At 34.2% G+C, this 20,727-nt stretch carries 15 protein-coding genes, 2 tRNA genes, 3 rRNA genes and 2 pseudogenes (1 of these 22 running past the window's edge); 5 read left to right on the forward strand and 17 right to left on the reverse strand.

Features of this window, described 5'->3' with window-relative positions; translation table 11 throughout:
• Positions 1-174: 174 nt before the first annotated feature.
• Together AJ888_RS09615 and AJ888_RS09620 are read left to right on the forward strand one after the other, a co-directional pair.
• A pseudogene (locus AJ888_RS09615) lies at positions 175-429 on the forward strand (methyl-accepting chemotaxis protein); the annotation flags it as partial.
• Positions 427-861, forward strand: a complete 435-nt coding sequence (locus AJ888_RS09620; protein ID WP_373604568.1) for a CZB domain-containing protein — start codon at positions 427-429, stop codon at positions 859-861. The pseudogene AJ888_RS09615 and the gene AJ888_RS09620, both read left to right, overlap by 3 nt.
• Positions 862-892: 31 nt before the next feature.
• On the opposite strand, the gene AJ888_RS04440 is transcribed toward AJ888_RS09620, so the two are convergent.
• From AJ888_RS04440 to acpP, 5 genes are all read right to left on the reverse strand, one after another.
• A complete protein-coding gene (locus AJ888_RS04440) occupies positions 893-1,489 on the reverse strand; it encodes an NUDIX domain-containing protein (RefSeq protein ID WP_002861192.1) in 597 nt (198 codons plus the stop codon).
• 82 nt (positions 1,490-1,571) lie between these two features.
• Entirely contained in the window at positions 1,572-3,623 is a 2,052-nt protein-coding gene (locus AJ888_RS04445) for a TonB-dependent receptor domain-containing protein (protein WP_070296146.1), read from the reverse strand.
• A gap of 152 nt (positions 3,624-3,775) precedes the next feature.
• Positions 3,776-4,714, reverse strand: a complete 939-nt coding sequence (locus tag AJ888_RS04450) for an acetyl-CoA carboxylase carboxyltransferase subunit alpha (protein ID WP_002854780.1) — start codon at positions 4,712-4,714, stop codon at positions 3,776-3,778.
• Position 4,715: 1 nt separating this feature from the next.
• Positions 4,716-5,930: a beta-ketoacyl-ACP synthase II gene (locus AJ888_RS04455; RefSeq protein WP_002861190.1), complete on the reverse strand. Its 1,215-nt coding sequence runs from the start codon at positions 5,928-5,930 to the stop codon at positions 4,716-4,718.
• 25 nt (positions 5,931-5,955) lie between these two features.
• Positions 5,956-6,189 (reverse strand): acyl carrier protein, encoded by a 234-nt coding sequence (gene acpP, locus AJ888_RS04460; RefSeq protein ID WP_002854831.1) that lies wholly within the window; start codon positions 6,187-6,189, stop codon positions 5,956-5,958.
• A 109-nt stretch (positions 6,190-6,298) separates the two neighbouring features.
• On the opposite strand from acpP, the pseudogene tenA reads away from it, so the two are divergent.
• Positions 6,299-6,967, forward strand: a pseudogene (gene tenA / locus AJ888_RS04465) (thiaminase II).
• Positions 6,968-6,990: 23 nt separating this feature from the next.
• Here the strand turns inward: tenA and sdhE are convergent.
• From sdhE to gpmI, 7 genes are all read right to left on the reverse strand, one after another.
• Positions 6,991-7,848 (reverse strand): 8-methylmenaquinol:fumarate reductase membrane anchor subunit, encoded by an 858-nt coding sequence (gene sdhE, locus AJ888_RS04470; protein WP_044794418.1) that lies wholly within the window; start codon positions 7,846-7,848, stop codon positions 6,991-6,993.
• A gap of 3 nt (positions 7,849-7,851) precedes the next feature.
• Positions 7,852-8,817 carry an 8-methylmenaquinol:fumarate reductase iron-sulfur subunit gene (gene sdhB / locus AJ888_RS04475; protein ID WP_002871170.1) on the reverse strand — a complete coding sequence of 322 codons (966 nt, stop codon included), beginning with the start codon at positions 8,815-8,817 and terminating at the stop codon, positions 7,852-7,854.
• Entirely contained in the window at positions 8,814-10,649 is a 1,836-nt protein-coding gene (gene sdhA, locus AJ888_RS04480) for an 8-methylmenaquinol:fumarate reductase flavoprotein subunit (RefSeq protein ID WP_002857383.1), read from the reverse strand. The genes sdhB and sdhA overlap by 4 nt, the downstream gene beginning before the upstream one ends.
• A 338-nt stretch (positions 10,650-10,987) precedes the next feature.
• Positions 10,988-11,398, reverse strand: a complete 411-nt coding sequence (locus tag AJ888_RS04485) for a pyridoxamine 5'-phosphate oxidase family protein (RefSeq protein WP_072223732.1) — start codon at positions 11,396-11,398, stop codon at positions 10,988-10,990.
• A 6-nt stretch (positions 11,399-11,404) separates the two neighbouring features.
• Positions 11,405-12,148 (reverse strand): 3-oxoacyl-ACP reductase FabG, encoded by a 744-nt coding sequence (fabG, locus tag AJ888_RS04490; protein ID WP_002861187.1) that lies wholly within the window; start codon positions 12,146-12,148, stop codon positions 11,405-11,407.
• A complete protein-coding gene (locus AJ888_RS09560; RefSeq protein WP_002869268.1) occupies positions 12,138-12,236 on the reverse strand; it encodes a hypothetical protein in 99 nt (32 codons plus the stop codon). Before AJ888_RS09560 ends, fabG begins: the two co-directional genes overlap by 11 nt.
• Positions 12,220-13,698 carry a 2,3-bisphosphoglycerate-independent phosphoglycerate mutase gene (gene gpmI, locus AJ888_RS04500; RefSeq protein WP_002861186.1) on the reverse strand — a complete coding sequence of 493 codons (1,479 nt, stop codon included), beginning with the start codon at positions 13,696-13,698 and terminating at the stop codon, positions 12,220-12,222. The genes AJ888_RS09560 and gpmI overlap by 17 nt, the downstream gene beginning before the upstream one ends.
• Positions 13,699-13,777: 79 nt before the next feature.
• Here gpmI and mraY point away from each other — a divergent pair, with 79 nt between their 5' ends.
• Positions 13,778-14,839, forward strand: a complete 1,062-nt coding sequence (gene mraY, locus AJ888_RS04505; protein WP_002859004.1) for a phospho-N-acetylmuramoyl-pentapeptide-transferase — start codon at positions 13,778-13,780, stop codon at positions 14,837-14,839.
• Positions 14,839-16,047, forward strand: coding sequence for a UDP-N-acetylmuramoyl-L-alanine--D-glutamate ligase (gene murD, locus AJ888_RS04510; protein WP_002861185.1), 1,209 nt, complete (start codon positions 14,839-14,841; stop codon positions 16,045-16,047). Before mraY ends, murD begins: the two co-directional genes overlap by 1 nt.
• Before the next feature lie 182 nt (positions 16,048-16,229).
• Here murD and rrf read toward each other — a convergent pair.
• The 5 genes from rrf to AJ888_RS04535 form a co-directional block, all read right to left on the reverse strand.
• A 5S ribosomal RNA gene (rrf, locus tag AJ888_RS04515) occupies positions 16,230-16,346 on the reverse strand.
• Positions 16,347-16,621: 275 nt separating this feature from the next.
• Positions 16,622-19,680 (reverse strand): 23S ribosomal RNA (locus AJ888_RS04520).
• A gap of 726 nt (positions 19,681-20,406) precedes the next feature.
• A tRNA-Ile gene (locus tag AJ888_RS04525) sits at positions 20,407-20,483 on the reverse strand.
• A gap of 8 nt (positions 20,484-20,491) precedes the next feature.
• Positions 20,492-20,567, reverse strand: a tRNA-Ala gene (locus AJ888_RS04530).
• Positions 20,568-20,669: 102 nt separating this feature from the next.
• Positions 20,670-20,727: ribosomal RNA gene (locus AJ888_RS04535) — 16S ribosomal RNA — on the reverse strand (it continues 1,454 nt past the right edge of the window).
• Together the 16S, 23S and 5S rRNA genes with 2 tRNA genes alongside form the textbook arrangement of a ribosomal RNA operon.

The raw sequence follows: 20,727 nt of genomic DNA on the forward strand, positions 1-20,727 counted from the left end.
AAGGCAGAAGTTATCTCTAGCTATTCTAAAACTTCTCTTGCTGAAATGGATGAACTTAACCATATTGCTAACTCTATCAATGCTTCCTTAGGGGATATTACAGAATCAGCCAATAAAACAAGAGATGTTGCAGGAACATTGCATAGAAGTGTTGATGAAATTACTAATGTAATCAATTTAATTAAAGATGTTTCCGATCAAACCAATCTTTTAGCTCTTAACGCTGCTATAGAAGCTGCACGCGCAGGTGAACATGGGCGTGGTTTTGCTGTTGTTGCCGATGAAGTAAGAAAACTAGCTGAAAAAACACAAAAAGCAACCACAGAAGTTGAAATGAATATCAACCTTCTAAAGCAAAATGCAAATGAAATGTATACTCAAAGTGAGCAAGTTGAAAAAATTTCTATAGATTCTAATGCTCATATTATGAGTTTTTCCGAAAAATTTACTCACTTAGTAAATGAAGCGCATTCTACCAATTCAAATGCAGTTGGTATCGCTTCAGAAGCTTTCGTATCTTTAGCAAAATTAGATCATATAGCTTTTAAACTAAATGCTTATAAAGAAATTTTTTCCAAATCAGGAAAGCAATTAGCCGATCATACATCTTGTCGCTTAGGAAAATGGCTTGCTAGCACAGGAAAAGAAAGATTTGGACAAAATAAAAGCTTCTTAAAAATTAACGAGCCACATGAAAAAGTTCATGAAAATATGAATAATGCTATAACAATAGCAAATACAGAAGATATTAGCAAAGATATTACTCAACACAGCATAATTAATAAATGTGAAGTTGCTGAAAATGCATCGCTTGATCTTTTCAATGTATTTAAAGAAATGCTTGATGAGTCAGATCATTAAAATCCTAGGTTGAACCTTTTTAAGGTTTAACCTAAATAATCTTTAATTTTCCCCACTTTTCCTTTAAAAACCACATATAAGCAAAATCAAGCAAAGGCGTTCTTATCATATTTTTACATTTTTTTTCAAAATCCTGCACCTTAACATAAACAGCTTCAATCTCTTCATCACCAACTCCACCTCCAGAAGAAATTTTATCTTTTTTATCAACTTCTGCGAAATAAAAGCTTTGCTTGCTTACACCTGAACCAAACCCTATATAAAAATCTCCTATTTTTTCTAAATTTCTAGGAGCATACCCTAGTTCTTCTATACATTCTTCTTTTGCTATTTCCTCTAAAGATAATTTTTTATCTACAAGTCCTGAACAAAGCTCTATAGTATAGCCCATATTATCATCTTTTACATAATCTTTATCATGCATTTGATGATACCAAAGTGGTATGCGAAATTGGCGTACAAAAATAAAACTTTCTAATTCTTTATGATACAAAAGCACTGAAACACTATCTTTAGATTCTATAAAATCCCAAGTACAAAACTTACCATTACTTTCATAAGCAAATCTCTTAGGCTTAATATAATTTGATTTTTCAAAAGAAAGTTCTTTTAAATTTTTAAACGCCATAATAAAACCTTTTATTTATTTTTCACATTGTACTTTATTTTTGCTTTTTTGAAAATATAAAGATGATTAAAGCCTTAAAAAATTAAAAATCATATTTATAACTCAACCAAAAACTCCTTCCTTCTGTATAGTTTTGATAACGATTTGCATATCCAGCAGGATTAGCCCCATCCCATTTAGTAACTTGCGGATCAAAGAAATTTTTATCAAAAAGATTTTGTACTGCAAAACTTAAGCTAGATTGCTTATTAATTTTATAATTTATCACTAAATCTACTATATAAAAAGGCTTATATTTTTGCCATGGCAGACTACCATTACCGCCACCTTTTGCTTTAGCTATAGTATCAAGTCTTGCTCGTGTTTTTATATAGGAACTAAATTTACCTCGCTCATAGTTTAATTTTAACATTGCTATATGCCTTGGTAAATTTTCTATTCTATCACCACCAAACCAATTTTTTTGACCATCTTTGTAGTGATTATCCATAAAAGTATAACTTGAATTTAGGCTAAAGCCATTGTAAGTTTTGGTATTAAATGCAAATTCTACACCTTTAGTCTGTGTTTTTCCAAGATTAATAGGACGCGTACAAGTATTATCATCGCAATTAATACCATTTAATAGACCTGTTAAATCTTCACTACTGATTTGATTTGTAAAATCAGTAATAAATCCTGTGATAGAATAATGTGCAAAATCAAATATCCTAAAATCAACACCCAATTCATAATTTATACTTTCTTCTGGTTTTAAGTCAGGGTTTCCAAAATAAGCATTGTCATTGCTATAATTATAATATCCATTTGTCAACTCCTTAGCAGCAGGAGTTTTATAGCCTTTTGAAACACCTCCTTTAAAGGCTATATTATCATTTAAGTGATAAACCAAATAAACCCTAGGCGTAAATTCAGAATCAAACAAATCGCTATAAATATAACGTAAACCTGTAGTAAAAATCAAATCATCTGTTATAAAATACTCATTTTCCCCATAAAGCGCAACCGTGGTTTGATCAAGATTTTTACCTCTTATTTGACTACCTGCGCTTGCTTGATCATTTTTTAACATCTCATAATCAATCCTTACACCAAAGGTATTTACTAAATTACCGTACTGACCTAAATTCCAAGGTAAAACAACCTTACCTTCTCCTACCCAAATTTGACTATGTAATTCTTTATCCTTAGTACTACCATATTGTAAATATGAGTTAGTTGAACCAAAATCATAGTTACCATCATGATTTAAAACAATATTATCCTTAAAAAGTTGTCTTTCGCTTTTAATAGCCCTACTACTTGTAGAATTCACTGAAATTTCATTAATATATCGTTCTATATCAAAATATATATTATTTTTATCATTTACTGTCCAATTAAGCCTAGAACCAAAACCTAAACTAGTAAAAGCACCTGGACTATGACTAGCAATTTGATAATTATCAGGTCTTTGTTGACTACTATTCCAAACCGGTGTAGGCCATTTTAAATCAGAAGTTGCCTTATCATAATACTTCAACCTTGCAGAAATTGATAATGTATCTTCAATCAAAGGAGTTGCCACATAAGCATTAAATCCCCCAGCATTGCCATAGTGATTAGAGTGCTGTTGTAAAAGAGTGTTAAATTCTATATTTGCCTCAGTCTTATCAGGATTTTTCTTAGTGATAATATTTATCACACCACCTACAGCATCACTGCCATAAAGTGTAGAAGCTGGACCACGTATAACCTCAATACGCTCTATCATAGACAAAGGTGGTAGATATCCTGACTCACTGCCACTAAAACCATTATCATAAAACCCATTTGCAACACTTTGACGTTTTCCATCAATTAAAACTAGAGTATAAGAACTACCAAAACCTCGTATGCTAAAATCATAAGTGCCTGTTTTATTCATAGTCACATCTACACCTGGAATATCTCCTATAGCCTCCCCTATATCCTTAATTGGCTTTTTTTCAAGCTCTTCTTTTGTAATGATAGAAATACTAGCAGGCGCATCAACCAAATCTTGTTCAAAACCACTAGCACTAACCACAACATCATTAAGTTGATATTTTTCTTCTGCTTTTAACAAAGCTCCAGATAAAATTAAAAAACACAGTAAACTTTTTTTAAATTTCATATTTTTAATTTGAGTCAAATTAATTCCTTTAAAAAATAATTATTTTGATATTTAAAATCATTTTTGAAGTATAAAAAAAGAATACTTTTAATTAACTTAATTTTGATAACAATTATAAATAATAAAATTATTTAAAAAAGCGAAGTAAAAGCCTAAGCCTCTTGATAGGCTCCAAGCTTTAAAATTTTCTGCATACGATTTGCAGAAAGTTCTCGTACGTCAATATTTTCAAGTTCATTTAGAGATTTTTTTACATAATCAGCAATAGCTACTGCTGCAGCTTCTTTATTACGATGTGCACCATTTGTAGGCTCATCTATAACATCATCAATTAAACCTTGAGATTTTAAATCATCAGCCGTTACCTTCATAGCCTTGGTTGCAGCTTCACTTTTTGCAGGATCATTCCAAAGTATTGCAGCACAACCTTCAGGAGAAATTACTGAAAAAACAGAATTTTTCATCATTGCAAGTCTATCTGCAACCCCTATAGCTAACGCCCCGCCACTACCACCTTCTCCGATAACTATAGCAATGGTCGGTATTTTCAAATCACTTAATTCATATAAATTTCTAGCGATAGCTTCACTTTGCCCTCTTTCTTCAGCACCTATTCCAGGATAAGCACCTGGAGTATCTATTAAAAATAAAATAGGAATTTGAAATTTCTCTGCAAGTCTTGCTACTCTTAAGGCTTTACGATATCCTTCAGGATGTGGCATCCCAAAATTTCTAGCGATTTTATCTTTTGTTCCACGTCCTTTTTGCTCACCAATTACAATTATTTTTTTCTCTCCTAAATAACCCATAAAACAAACAATAGCAGGATCATCTCTAAAGGCACGATCACCATGTATTTCGTGAGCGTCATTTAAAATAAGTTCAATATAGTCAAGAGCATAAGGGCGATCTGGATGACGCGCTAATTGCAAACGTTGAAAATCGCTTAAATTCTTATAAGTTTTAGAAATTTCTTTTTCAAGATTTTTCTTTAAAATCGATACAGCCTCAGTGTCTCCTTTAATCTGAGCATTGATAATGTCTTCATCAATTTGCTGAATATTTTTTTCAAAATCCAAATAAGAAGCCATATTAATCTACTTTTTTAAATACAACGCAGCCATTTGTGCCACCAAAACCAAAAGAATTGCTCATCACCACTTTTAAATCTACTTTTCTTGATATATTTGGAACATAATCAAGATCACATTCATCATCTTTTACAAGCTGATTGATTGTAGGTGGAACTACCCCATCTCTTAAAGCCATAACACTAACAACTGCTTCAATTGCACCTGCAGCACCCAAGCAATGACCTGTTTGTCCTTTGGTGGAACTTATAAGTGGGATATTATCACCAAAAAGCTCTTTAATTGCTGCTGTTTCATTTTTGTCATTTATAGGAGTTGAAGTTCCATGTGCATTGATATAATCTACCTTTGGATTCCCTGCCATATTTAAAGCTTTTTTCATAGCTCTTAAAGGCCCATCTAAAGTTGGTGAAGTAATATGATGCGCATCTGCACTTTCTCCAAATCCAATTAATTCAGCATAAATTGTAGCACTGCGTTTTTTAGCCTCTTCATATTCCTCAAAAATCAAAGCTCCAGCACCTTCTCCCATGACAAAACCATCTCTTTCTTTGTCAAATGGTCTTGAAGCATGCTGTGGATCTTCATTTCTAGTTGATAAAGCTTTCATTGAAGCAAAACCACCTATACCCACAGGACAAATCGCAGCTTCTGCACCTATGACTAACATCTTTTTAGCATTTCCCAAAGCTATACTTTTATAAGCTTCTCCTATAGCATGAGTTCCTGCTGCACAAGCTGTAACACAAGAAATATTTGGCCCTTTAAGTCCATGCTCTATAGAAATCAAACCTCCTAACATATTTACAAGTGCCGAAGGTATGAAAAAAGGGGAAATTTTACGCGGACCTCGCTCGGAACAAATAATGGAATTTTTTTCTATGTTAGGCAAACCTCCAATACCAGCAGCCGAAACAATGCCAAATTCTTCTTTGTCTAATTCTTCGCTAAATCCAGCATCCTGCATTGCTTCTCTTGCTGCTTTAATTCCAAGTTGTATGAAACGGTCAATTTTTTTTACCTCTTTGCCATCAACAACCTCTAATGGATCAAAATTTTTAACTTCAGCTGCAATTTGAACAGGAAAGTCTGTGGCATCAAAAAGAGTAATTTTATTTACTCCGCTTTCTCCATTGCAAATTGCTTTAAATGAACTTTCTTTATCTAAACCAAGGGCATTGATCATACCAATACCTGTAACTACAACTCTTTTCAAGAATAAGCTCCTTGCAAGAAAAAAATTATTTTTTTAGATTATCAATATAATTTACAACATCTTCAATTTTAATTAATTTTTCAGCATCACTATCTGGAATTTCTACTTCAAATTTTTCTTCTAAAGCCATAATAAGCTCTACAACATCTAAAGAATCAGCACCTAAATCTTCAATAATTTTTGATTCCATTTTAACTGCATCTGCATCAATACTTAATTGCTCTACTACTACTGCTTTTACATCATCAAATGTTGCCATTTGTTCTCCTTCAAAAAATTAAAATAAAGCGTATTTTACTATAAAAAGCTTAAAATATTTATAGTTTTTCATTATACTTGAAAATAAAATATTAAAACATAAAGGAAAAATAATGCTTTTCTCTAATTTAATCAAAGAAAATCAAAAAATTTGGAATGCTTATCTACATCATGATTTTGTTAAAAAATTGGAAGATAAAAGCCTAAAGCAAGAAAATTTTCTTTTTTATCTCAAGTAAGATTATATTTATTTGCTTAATTACGCAAAATGTTATGCAAGATTAGCACTTAACTCAAATACCGCAAAAGAACTTCGTTTTGCTATGAAATTTCAAAATTATATAGTTGAAGGAGAAATGGAGCTTCATCGTGCAATTTTATCTCTTGGCATTAATGCAGATGAACTCGATATAAAAGATGAAAGTTTAGTCAATATAGCCTATTCGCGTTATATGTTAAGCGTAGGTGAAAATGGAGATTTTTTAGATATGTTAGTTGCTCTTAGTGCTTGCGCTATAGGCTATGCAAAAATAGGTGCTGAAATTATAAATCGTTTAAAAAATGAAAATTTAAAAGATCATCCTTACAAGGAATGGATTTTGACCTATGGAAGTGAAAATTTTCAAAATGAAGCTAAAGAATTTGAAGATTTTGTTAATTCTTATACTTCAAGTGTTAGTGCACAAAAATTCCAAAAACTCAGCGAAATTTTTCATACTGTAACACGCTTGGAAGTGGCTTTTTGGGAGCATTCTTTAAGAATGGAATTAAATCTTTAAACATGGGCTTTTTGCCCATGTTTTTATGCAATTTTACTTGCATCAATAATATTATAATCTAAACCAACCGTTTCTTTAGAAAGTCCTAATGCAAGTCCTACTAATTGTGATAAATGAATAATAGGCAATCTTGCTTTAGAATTAGTATAATCTTGAAATCTTTCTTGATAGATATCAAGCTGCATTTGACAAAGTGGACAAGGTGTTACAACACAATCAGCTTGATTTTCACTTGCATTATTGACAATTTGACTAGACATTTTTTTCACAGATTTTTCTGCAGGATAAGAAGCATGAAAACCACAACAATCAAGGCGTTTTTCAAAAGGAACTATTTTAGCCCCTAAAACTTCTACTACACTTTCAAAACTTTTTGGATTGGTTGAACTTTCTTTTTTACCGAAAGTATCTTCAGGTCTTAAACTATGACAACCATAAAATAAAGCTACTTTTAAATTTGAAAGCGGCTTTTTCACCTTGCTTTTTAAATTATCCAAATCCTCATAAAGCTCCCACAAAAGACTTGTAATAGGCGTTGAACCTTGATATTTCATTCCACCTTGTGCTAAAAAAGTATTTATGCGTTCTTTTGCACCCTTATCAAGAGTATTTTTTGCTTTAGTTAAAGTTAGCATACAAGTACTACAAGTTGTAAGCATTGGCATTTTCATCTCTTCTGCTAAAGCAATATTTCTTGCATTAGCTACCAAAGTCGCAATAGGATCAACACACTGCGCTTGAGAAGCCCCACAACAACTCCATCCCTTAATTTCATTTAATTTCCAACCCAAAATAGGTGCAATAGCTTCAAGTGAAATTTTAGATTCTTTTGCAGCTTGAGATAAAACACAACCTGGAAAAAAAGCGTATTCTTTTTGCATATTTTACTCCTTAACAGCAGCTTCTTGTGCCGCCTTTATCATTTTAACCAAATCTTTATGCCCTTCTATTTCATCCTCGCCAAAAACATGCATAGGATTCATTTTTCCTGCGCGCATAAGTTTAAAAGCTATATCTGTTTTGCCCATAGAACCTATAACACCCTCAGAACGCAAAGCAAGATAAATTTCATTCAAGCGTCCTGAACCTTCAACTAAATCTTTATAAAAAGCTTCAGCATGATCAGGCCCTAAGCCTTCATTTAAACCTTTTTTAATCGCCATCACTCTTAAATTTGCTATATCACTTACTGAACTTATACCCTTTGGACAACGATCAGCGCACTCTTGACAATGAACACAAAGCCAAAGTCCATTCATTACACTAGGTTTTACATGCAACATAGGATCCTTACCTCGAGAGTCTGCCGCTGCACGCCAAGCATGAGTAAAAACAAAAGGTTGCATATAATCGCTACTATCTGCTTCTAATTTATTACACTCTGAGGCACAGCTACCACATAAAATACAATCCCATTGCTTGCTAATACGATCAAATTCTTCTTGACTTTGTTTACAGCCCTTTTCCGCTGAAAATTCATTTTTTGCCACCATGGCAGGACGAATTTTTCTTAAATTTTCTATAGAAGGCTCCCAATCCACAATTAAATCAGAAATTACTCTAAAATTTCCAAGCGGAGAAATGCGTATACTTGAAGGATTATTATATTCTTTTAACAAATCTTGCATTTTAGTATCACAAGCAAGATAAGAATGCCCATTCACACGCACTGCACAAGCCCCACAAATTGCAGATTGACAAGAGGCGGTAAAATTTAAAGTAATATCTTTTGTTTTTTTGATAAAAAGCAAAAGAGAGAGCAGAGTTTTTCCCTGTATATCCTTATCATCAATATCATAACTTTGTTCATATTTTTCCTTGCCATTAAAACGATCTATGATGATTTTCATTGTACTCTCCTTCCATCAAGTGAAAACTCAGTTACCACGACATCTTTATAACTAAGTTTTAATTCATCATTTTCTAAATTTACAATGCTATGTTTTAAGAAATTTTTATCATCTCGCTTTGGATAATCTTCTCTAGTATGAGCCCCACGACTTTCAAGTCTATTTCTAGCTGCTAAACAAGCACAACGAGAAAGTAAAATCAAATTGCCAAGCTCCACATAATCTGTAAAAGCAGTATTCATCACTTCATTAGGATTTGGAATACGAATTTTTTCATATCTTGCTTGTATATCTTCTAAATTTTTTGCTAGAAGATCGAGTTTTTCTTGAGTTCTAAAAATCCCCATATTATCCCAATTTTGACTTCCTAGCTCTTCTCGCAATTCATACATTTCTTGACCATTTCCGCCATTATTTGTAATTTCTTTAAATCTAGCCTGCCATTTTTGAGCAAGTTCATGAGTTTTTGCCCCTTTTCCAAAACTTGCATCTTTAGCATAATTTGTCGCACCAATGCCTGCTAAATGCCCCGTTACAACGGCATCGGCTAAAGAATTTCCCCCTAGTCTATTAGCTCCATGTATAGAAATACAAGAAGCTTCTCCACCTACATAAATTCCAGCAATTTTAGTACTCATATCTTCAAATTTAGCCACTTCAATTCCACCCATAGAATAATGCGCCGTTGGACGGATAGGTACAGGAGTATCTACTAAATCAATATTTTCAAAAAGCATTGCAGTGTGACGAATTTTTGGTAAATCTTTTAAAATTTTTTCTTTTCCTAAGTGGCGTACATCGCACAAAACATAAGCTCCAAGTCCCTCGCCATAACCTCTACCTTCACGAATTTCTGTTTCTATAGCACGCGCAACCACATCTCGCGGTGCAAGCTCCATTTTTTCATGGTAATTTTTCATAAAACGCTCACCACGATTATTTAAAAGATATCCCCCTTCACCGCGCGCCGCTTCTGTAATAAGAGTTCCACCATTTGCAACTCCTGTTGGGTGAAATTGTATCATCTCAGGATCTTCAAAACCAAGTCCTGCTCTAAGAGCAGCTGCCACACCATCTCCTGTGGCAATAAAAGGAGTTGAAGTTCTATTATAAAATATCCTTGTATATCCCCCTGTAGCAATTACCAAAGCTTTGCATAGCACAGGATAAATTCCACCGCTTTGTATATCTCTTAAAACGACACCCTCGCATTTTCCATCCACAACACCTATATCCAAAAGTTCATGATCCATTAAAAATTTCACACCACTACTAATAGCATCATCTAAACAAGAATGCATTAAAATATGACCTGTTTTATCTGCAGAATAGTTACAGCGTTTCTTAGAAGCTCCTCCCATTAAACGCTGAGCTACTCCACCTTGCTCATTTCTTGAAAACAAGGTTCCTATAAAATCCATATTAAAAATAGCCTTTCCAGCTAATTCACAAAATTTTAAAGCCGCGTCTTGATCTACCAAGTAAGCTCCGCCTTTGATAGTATCATAAGCATGTAATTTATAGGAATCTCCATTAGAAAAATCAGTAACTCCATTAATTCCACCCTCTGCCATACAAGTTGCGTTACGAGATGGCATCATCTTTGTAGCTACTACAACGCTTAATTTTGGATTTTCTTTTCTCACTGCGGCTGCAGCACGCAAACCTGCTCCACCTGATCCAATTACCAAAACATCGCAAGAAGGTAAATTTGTATCTTTATCCATCTTAGATGAATCATCTAAGGCATAAACTCCACTTGAACTTGCAGCTAAAGCTCCTACACTAATACAGGCTGTTTTTATAAAATCTCTTCTAGAAAATTCACCCATATCATTCTCCTTATTTAAAAAAATTAATAATAATTTTTTAATGTAAGTCAATCTTACATAACCGCATGCCAAAAATCCAAAAACAAACTCTCCTTTCAATATAAAATGGATTAAAAACAAATTTATAATTTAGTAAATATAAAAAAGCATAAGATAAGTAATCAAAGAAGATAAATGAATATAATAAAATAAATATTAAAAAATTTTTGCAATATATCATAATCTATTCCTTGCAAATTAAACGGAATGATTATACCTTAAAAAAATAACAAAAAGTTAATATTAATTAAGATAATATTTATCTTAATTAATATATAGTTAATAAAATTATCAAATCATTAAGCCTTAAAAAGCTTAAATTCTCCATTTGCAAATTGCATTCTAGCGCTTAGATGATCAAGATAAAAAACTTCAAATTTTGGATTTTGTGGAGTTTCATAAAGATTTACAAGATAAGGGTATTTTTCGAACATCATTTTTTTAACTTCTAAATTTGGTTCAAAAACCGCATTAGCTCTAAGTCTTAAAAAAGTCCCATCTTTTGAACAAGAACAAAATTCAATACCACTATAATTTTTTATATGTTTAAAAAGTCCTTTTGTGTTTGCTGTGCAAAAATAAATTTTATCTCCCACAAGCAATGGACTTTGTATAGGACGCACTCTAGGATTTCCACAAGTTCCTAAAGTGGCTAAAAATGCCGGTGCATTATCATCTAAAAATTGTGCTATTTCTTTTAAATCCATCATTTTTCCTTACATATATAAACCACCATTGATCTTAAGCACATCGCCTGTCACATAAGAGGCATAATCACTAAGTAAAAACGCTACACAATTAGCCACTTCTTCAGGTTCTGCAAAGCGTTTTAAAGGGATATTATCTTGATAAGCTTGTTTGATTTCATCGCTTAAAACTTCAGTCATATCGCTTTTTATGAAACCTGGAGTTACACAGTTAAAGCGTAAATTTCTACTTGCTCCTTCTTTAGCAAAAGATTTAGTCATAGCTATCATTCCACCTTTACTAGCAGAATAATTTACTTGTCCAGCATTACCCATTTCTCCGACAATAGAAGCGATATTTACAACAGCACCAAAGCGTTTTTTACTCATGGTTTTTAAAGCTTCTCTACAACCTAAAAAAGCTGAGCTTAAATTTGTATCCACAACGCCACTAAAGTCCTCTAATTTCATTCTTAAAGCAAGTTTATCATTTGTAATGCCTGCGTTATTTACAAGATAACTTAATTCTCCATCGCTCTCCACTATGGTTTTTACACCATTTTCAAACTCATCTTCTTTGCTTGCATCAAATTTAATCACAGCAGCAACGCCACCACTTGCAATAATTTCATCTTTTAAAGCATCTGCAAGTTCAGGTTTTGAACGATAATTAATCCAAACTTTAAGTCCAAAACCCGCCAAAGTTTTTGCGATAGAAGCGCCTATTCCCTTACTTGCTCCAGTAATTAAAACATTTTTTCCACTAAATTTCATTATCTATCCTTAATAAGTTTAATTTTAAAAATTGCAATCTTAACAAATTTCTTATAAAAAAGGCAAACAAACTAAAATAAAGCCTCATTCATTTCTTTTGGAATTTCTAAGTCTAAAATTTTAAGCACGCTTGCAGCTATATTACTAAGCCCCATATTATCTTTAATCTTTGAAACTCCCTTTGCTTGCACAAAAACAAAAACATCAAAAGTAGTGTGATTGGTAAGCAAATTTCCTTTTTCATCTTGCATAGCCTCGCAATTTCCATGATCACTTGTAATGATAAAAGCATAATCATGCTTTTTTGCACATTCTACAATCTCGCCCAAACAAGTATCCACCGCTTCAACAGCCTTTATAGCAGCATTAAAATCGCCTGTATGTCCAACCATATCTCCATTTGCAAAATTTACCACTATAAAATCCTCACCCTTTTCTATACCTTTTTTCACTGCATTACACACTTCAAAAGCGCTCATTTGGGGTTTTTCATCATAAGTTTTTACCTTAGGACTTGGGATTAAAACCCTTGTTTCATTTTCTAAAAGCTCTTCTTTTCCGCCATTAAAAAAGAAAGTTACATGGGCATATTTTTCGGTTTCTGCGGTATGAAGCTGACTAAGCCCTGCTTTAGAAATCACTTGAGCTAAAGTATTTTCAATTTTTTCTTTTTCAAAAAGCACAGGGAGTTTAAATTTATCATCATAAACACTCATAGTAAGTAAATTTTCAAAGATTTTTTCGCGTTCAAACTCTTTAAAATCCTTGGAATTTAACACTTCAACAAGTTGTTTCATTCTATCATTTCTAAAGTTGATAAAGATAATGCCATCTTCTTCTCTCATGCCCTTGTAATTCTCATTTTGAGCTGCTTTAATAAACTCATCAGTAATATTTTCATCGTAAGATTTTTGTAGGTATTCTAATAAATTTGGCACTTTATAAGCCTTACCTAACAAGCACTCATAATATTCTTTCACCCTATCCCAACGCTTATCTCTATCCATAGCATAAAAACGCCCACAAAGCGTAGCAAAATGCACGCCTAAATTTTCACAAAATTCTTTTAAATCTTTTATGAAATTTAAGCCACTTTTTGGACTTACATCACGCCCATCAGTGATTGCGTGAGCAAAAACTTCATTGCCATTTTTCGCACAAATTTCAAGCATGGCTTTAAAATGCGTATCCATAGAATGCACCCCGCCATCGCTATAAAGCCCTATAATATGCACTCTTTTACATTTTGCTAAAAGTTTTTGTAAATTCTCATTTTTTTCAAGTTCTTTGTTTTCAATGGTTTTATTAATACGCACTAAATTTTGATAAATAACACGCCCACTTCCTATACACATATGCCCTACTTCACTATTTCCCATCTGCCCTTCTGGCAAACCTACAGCTAAACCACTCGTTTTTAGTAAAGAATTTGGGACTTCCTTAAAAAGCTTTTCATAACTTGGTTTTTTAGCTGCTTCAAAAGCATTAAACTTACTATTCTTATTATACCCTATTCCATCTGTAATAATTAAAACGCATTTTTGCTTCATTTTTCTCTCTTTTATAAGAATTTTTTTGGTTAGATTTTACTAAAATTAAACTTTTAAAAACCAAAAAGAAGGCTAGGTTTTGTATTATCTTTCAGATTTAAGTCATTATGCTTTTTTTACTTATATTAGTGTGCGTGCAGGATTTGCATTTTTTATCGCTTTATGTTTGTCTTTATTTTTAATGCCTAAATTTATTACTTGGGCAAAAGCTAAAAATGCTAGTCAACCTATTTACGAATACGCCCCAGAAACTCATAAAACCAAATGCCATACTCCAACCATGGGTGGGCTTATTTTCATCAGTTCTGCAGTAATTGCAAGTTTATTTTGTATCAAATTTGATAATATTTTTGCTATAAGTGCTTTACTTTGTTTGATACTTTTTTGTTTGATAGGTCTCATAGATGATTTAGGCAAAGTTCTAAAAAAAGATAATCATTCAGGACTTAGTCCAAGAATGAAGCTTTTAGCACAAATCATCGCTGGACTTATTTGCATCTTACCTTTATATTTTAGTTCAGAGCTTAGCACGGAACTTTTTATACCTTTTTATAAACACCCTCTTTTTGATATGGAAATTTTTGCCATTGCTTTTTGGATTTTGGTTTTAATTTCTAGCTCTAATGCTGTAAATTTAACCGATGGACTTGATGGCTTAGCTACAGTTCCAAGTATTTTTTCTTTATCTACTTTAGGGATATTCTTATATTTGAGCGGAAATTTAAATTATAGTGAATATTTACTTTTGCCAAAAATTCAAGGACTTGGTGAAGTGGTGATTATTTGCGCTGCATTAATCGGTGCTTTAATGGGATTTTTATGGTACAACTGTTATCCTGCACAGGTTTTTATGGGGGATAGCGGAAGTTTAGCTTTAGGTGGATTCATAGGATTTTTAGCTATCATTAGCAAAAATGAAATTTTACTTTTACTCATAGGTTTTGTTTTTGTTCTTGAAACTGTTTCTGTAATTTTACAAGTTGGAAGTTTTAAAATTTTTAATAAAAGAGTCTTTAAAATGGCACCTATTCATCATCATTTTGAAAAAGTTGGCTGGGTAGAAAATAAAATTATAGTGCGTTTTTGGATGATAGCCCTACTTTCAAATTTACTTGCACTTGCATCAATAAAGCTAAGATAATGAAAATTTCACTTTTTGGATACGGAAAAACCACACGTGCTATTGCTGAAAATTTGGTAGATAAATTTGGGCCTTTTGATATCTATGATGATCATTTTACAGAAACAAAAAAAGATACACTAGGAAATTTACTTTTAAATCCTAATGATTTTGATGATAATTTAAGCGATATTGAAATTCCTAGTCCAGGTTTTCCACCAAAGCACAAACTCATTCAAAAAGCAAAAAATTTACAAAGCGAATATGACTTTTTTTATGATATCATGCCAAAATCCGTTTGGATAAGCGGAACCAATGGCAAAACTACTACCACTCAAATGGCTACACATTTATTATCACACATTGGTGCTGTTATGGGTGGAAATGTTGGAACTCCTTTAGCAGAGCTTGATCCTTATGCAAAACTTTGGATACTTGAAACTTCATCTTTCACCCTACACTACACTCATAAAGCTAAACCTGAAATTTATGCACTTTTACCTATAAGTCCTGATCATCTTTCTTGGCATGGAAGTTTTGATAATTATGTTCAAGATAAGCTAAGCGTTTTAAAAAGAATGAATGAATGTGATGTAGCAATACTGCCTAAAATTTATGCAAATACTCCAACAAAAGCTCATAAAATAAGCTATGAAGATGAAAAAGATCTAGCTGTTAAATTTGGCATTGATACGGAAAAAATTTCCTTTAAAAGTCCTTTTTTACTCGATGCTATCATGGCTTTAGCTATAGAAAAAATTCTACTTGATACTTTAAGCTATGAGCTTTTAAATAGCTTTGTAATGGAAAAAAATAAACTCGAAGAGCTTAAAGACAGTCAAAATAGGCTTTGGGTAAATGACACTAAAGCTACAAATGAAAGTGCGGTAATGGCTGCACTTAGTCGCTATAAAGATAAAAAAATTCATCTCATCATAGGGGGAGATGATAAGGGTGTAGATCTTAGCAATTTATTTGATTTTATGAAAGGATTTGATATAGAACTCTATGCTATAGGTATTAGTACCGAAAAAATGCTTGATTATGCAAAAAAAGCGAATTTGAAAGCCTATAAATGTGAAGTTTTATCTAAAGCTGTAAATGAAATTTCAAATCACTTAAAAGACAATGAAGTGGCTCTTTTAAGTCCCGCTTGTGCAAGTTTAGATCAGTTCAACTCTTACTCAGAGCGTGGAAAAGTCTTTAAAGAATGTGTGAATAAAATTTAATTTATTTTACAATCCATACAAATATACTTAACTTTCCAAACCCCTAAAAACACCCTATTCTCTCTAAAAACCCTAACCAGTAACAAACTCTTTTTTTAAACACTATTTCAAACACCATCTAAAACAACAATAAAAATAAACATAGGATTTATATATAAAGTAAGCAATGAAGACATTTAACAAGTCCGCAATGAGCTACTTTCCCCCTGCCAGTAAGGCGTAGTATCATCACCCACGATGTGCTTAGCTTCTTGGTTCGGGATGGAGCAAGGCGTTTCCACATCTGTATAATCACGGACATTGTTATTTAAATATTCTTTGAAAGATTGAATTTAAAAAATAAAGCTTAATCTTTTTATTTCTTTACTTTTTTCTTTATTCTCTTTCTTCTTTTGTTTTTCTTTCTTCTTTACTTATCTTTTATCTTTGATAAGTTTTTATATAGAATACTTAAAAAACAATGTTAAGAGCAAGTTCTAATATAAACTTTACTTGAAAGATTTCTATTAAACTCTAAATATTATCTATATTCAAAGCTTTCTTAAAAACCTTAACAAGGAAGTGATGCTTTATTAAAGATAAGCCAAACGCTCTATTAGTACTGGTCAGCTAAAGGACTTTCATCCATTACACACCCAGCCTATCAAACTAGTAGTCTTCTAGAGAGCTTAGAGAAGATTCATCTTAGAGTTGGCTTCACGCTTAGATGCTTTCAGCGTTTATCCTTTCCAAACTTAGCTACGCTGCGATGCTCTTGGCAGAACAACAGCTACACCAGTGGTTTGTTCAACCCGGTCCTCTCGTACTAGGGTCAAATCTCTTCAATCTTCTTACGCCCACGGCAGATAGGGACCGAACTGTCTCACGACGTTCTGAACCCAGCTCGCGTACCGCTTTAAATGGCGAACAGCCATACCCTTGGGACCTGCTCCAGCCCCAGGATGCGATGAGCCGACATCGAGGTGCCAAACCTCCCCGTCGATGTGAGCTCTTGGGGGAGATCAGCCTGTTATCCCCGGGGTACCTTTTATCCTTTGAGCGATGGCCCTTCCACACAGAACCACCGGATCACTAAGACCGACTTTCGTCTCTGCTTGACTTGTATGTCTTGCAGTTAAGCTGGCTTATACCTTTATACTCTACGAACGATTTCCAACCGTTCTGAGCCAACCTTTGTAAGCCTCCGTTATTATTTGGGAGGCGACCGCCCCAGTCAAACTACCCACCAGACATTGTCCCACTTGAGGATAACTCAAGCTGGTTAGCTACCCAAATAAGAAAGAGTGGTATCTCAACAATGGCTCATATACAACTGGCGTCATATACTCAAAGCCTCCCACCTATCCTGCACATTCTTATCCAAGTAGCAGTGTCAAGCTGTAGTAAAGGTCCACGGGGTCTTTCCGTCTTGCCGCGGGTAGGAGGAATTTTCACCTCCACTACAATTTCACTGGATCCCTCTTTGAGACAGCTCCCATCTCGTTACGCCATTCATGCAGGTCGGTATTTAACCGACAAGGAATTTCGCTACCTTAGGACCGTTATAGTTACGGCCGCCGTTTACTCGGGCTTCGATCAAGAGCTTCGCTAATGCTAACCCCATCAATTAACCTTCGAGCACCGGGCAGGCGTCACACCCTATACATCCTCTTACGAGTTAGCAGAGTGCTGTGTTTTTGGTAAACAGTCGGGAGGGACTCTTTGTTGTAAGTTTCCTTGCTTTCGGAGTAAATCCTAATACAAAGCTAACCACACCTTATACCGAAGATACGGTGCTATTTTGCAGAGTTCCTTAAAGAGAGTTCTTCCACGCGCCTTAGAATACTCATCCCACCCACCTGTGTCGGTTTACGGTACGGGCAACATTAGCTAAACTTAGAAACTTTTCTTGGCTCGACGGCATCAGGGGTTCTTCTATCCATCCGAAGATTTCAAAAAGCCTTTCAGTTCTCGGAGTATTGTTATACGGATTTGCCTGTATAAGCTCCTACGACCTTAGACTAGCACTTCCATCCGCTAGCCCCCTTAGCCCTAAGCGTCCTTCCATCGCACACTAATGTTGGTATTGGAATATTAACCAATTTGCCATCGTCTACCCCTTTCGGACTCGACTTAGGACCCGACTAACCCTACGATGACGAGCATCGCGTAGGAAACCTTGGGTTTACGGCGTTAATGATTCTCACATTAATTATCGCTACTCATGCCTGCATGCTCACTTCTATTCGCTCCAGCACTCCTTACCGGTATACCTTCGACGCAAATAGAACGCTCTCCTACCACTTGCACACAACTTAAACTACTTAAACTTTAAACCAAGAATATTTTTACTGATTTTACTAAGTTTTGTTTCTATCTTTACTCTATAAAAATCAGTAAAAATATAACTTAAAACATATAACTTAGTTTTTTATATTCTAAACTTAAATAATCTAAGTTGTGTGCAAGTCTACAGCTTCGGTACTTACTTTAGCCCCGTTATATTTTCCGCGCAAAATCACTAGACCAGTGAGCTATTACGCTTTCTTTAAAGGATGGCTGCTTCTAAGCCAACCTCCTGGTTGTTTAAGTAACTTCACATCGTTTTCCACTTAAGTAAGATTTAGGGACCTTAGCTGGTAGTCTGGGTTGTTTCCCTCTTGACGACGGATTTTATCACTCGCCGCCTGACTGCTGTGATTACATATAAGGTATTCGGAGTTTGATAGGGTTTGGTACATTGGTGTATGCCCTAGCCCATTCAGTGCTCTACCCCCTTATATTACGACACAACGCTATACCTAAATATATTTCGGAGAGAACCAGCTATCACGAAGTTTGATTGGCCTTTCACCCCTATCCACAAGTCATCCCGGGGCTTTTCAACGCCTATGGGTTCAGTCCTCCACTAGTTCTTACACTAGCTTCAACTTGCTCATGGATAGATCACTTCGTTTCGGGTCTGCAGCATCTGACTAAGCGCCCTATTCAGACTCGCTTTCGCTACGGCTTCGCGTTTGCTTAACCTTGCCAGACACCACAACTCGCAGGCTCATTATGCAAAAGGCAGTCCATCACACTGTATTGCTACATAGTGCTCTGAATGATTGTAAGCAAATGGTTTCAGGTTCTATTTCACTCTGATCACCTCAGTTCTTTTCACCTTTCCCTCACGGTACTTGTGCACTATCGATCTGGTATTAGTATTTAGGGTTGGATCGTGGTCGACCCGGATTCAGACAGGATTCCTCGTGTCCCGCCCTACTCAGGATACTGCTAGCTAAGCTTTGTTTTTCGCATACGGGACTATCACCCTCTATGGCTATACTTTCCAGAATGTTCTGCTAAACTCAGCTCTTGCACATTGCAGTCCTACAACCCCCAGTGCAAGCACTGGGTTTGCCCTCTTGCGCTTTCGCTCGCCGCTACTGACGCAATCTCTATTGATTTCTTTTCCTGAGGGTACTAAGATGTTTCAATTCCCCTCGTTCGCTCCTATATAGGTAATGTATATCTCTATACATTGGGTTGCCCCATTCGGAAATCTACGGATCAAAGCTTCTTGACAGCTCCCCGTAGCTTATCGCAGTCTAGTACGTCCTTCATCGCCTTTACCAGTCAAGGCATCCACCATTCGCTCTTAGTAGCTTACCTTTTGATGTTCTTTTAGCAGATGAGCAAAGCTCATCCTAAAGAACCAAAGCTAAAGGCCTACCCCGCCAACCTAAAAGATATTAGGCTTAAAACGAAATAAACTAAACATTCATTAAAAAATTAATGTAGATAAAGCTTCAATTCTTAATCGCTAAAAAAACAATTTGCATAAAAGTTAGATATAACCTAACTTCTACCTTTTTTATTGATTCTAAAACGCATCACTTCCTTGTTAAAGTTTTTATGATAAGACTTCTTTATCTTAAGACGGAAAGCATTCAAACACTTAATATAAAACTAAATGATTTAGTCTTAACTAAGCTGTGAGTTTGAAACTTGTCTTTAATTTACAAATCTTAAATCTAATATTCTCTTTATTATAGAAATAAAGATAATTAAAAGATATAAGTTAAACCAAAGAAAAGATAAATAGGTTTTATCCTTTAACAAGTCCTGTAAAATTGTTTTTATTAAAACTTGCTTGTGACTCTTAACAATGATAATTAAAAAGAACATTTAGGTTTAAAACCTAAAGGAAGTATATATATTAACATAATCATTATAAATATAAATACATAATGTATATGCTATTTATATCTATTAAAAAGTATATTCTTTTATAGTTAAAGATAAAAATAAATCTAAGTATAGAGTTTATATTTTATATTTAATCTACTTTATATACTTGCTTTAGATTTTAAAGCTTTTTTATTCAAATCTTTTTTATGGTGGGCCTAACAAGACTTGAACTTGTGACCTCACCCTTATCAGGGGTGCACTCTAACCAGCTGAGCTATAGGCCCTTAATAAATGGTGGAGAATAGCGGGATCGAACCGCTGACCTCCTGCGTGCAAAGCAGGCGCTCTCCCAGCTGAGCTAATTCCCCATAAACAATTAGCTTTATCATCAATCTTTGAAATCTAAACAAGAATCAATTGAGTTTATATATTGAAGTAATAGTTGTGAGACTTATTACTTTGTACTCTAGAAAGGAGGTGATCCAACCGCAGGTTCTCCTACGGTTACCTTGTTACGACTTCACCCCA

It is taken from the genome of Campylobacter sp. BCW_6467, from assembly GCF_001762855.1.
GTDB classification, from domain to species: Bacteria; Campylobacterota; Campylobacteria; order Campylobacterales; family Campylobacteraceae; genus Campylobacter_D; species Campylobacter_D jejuni.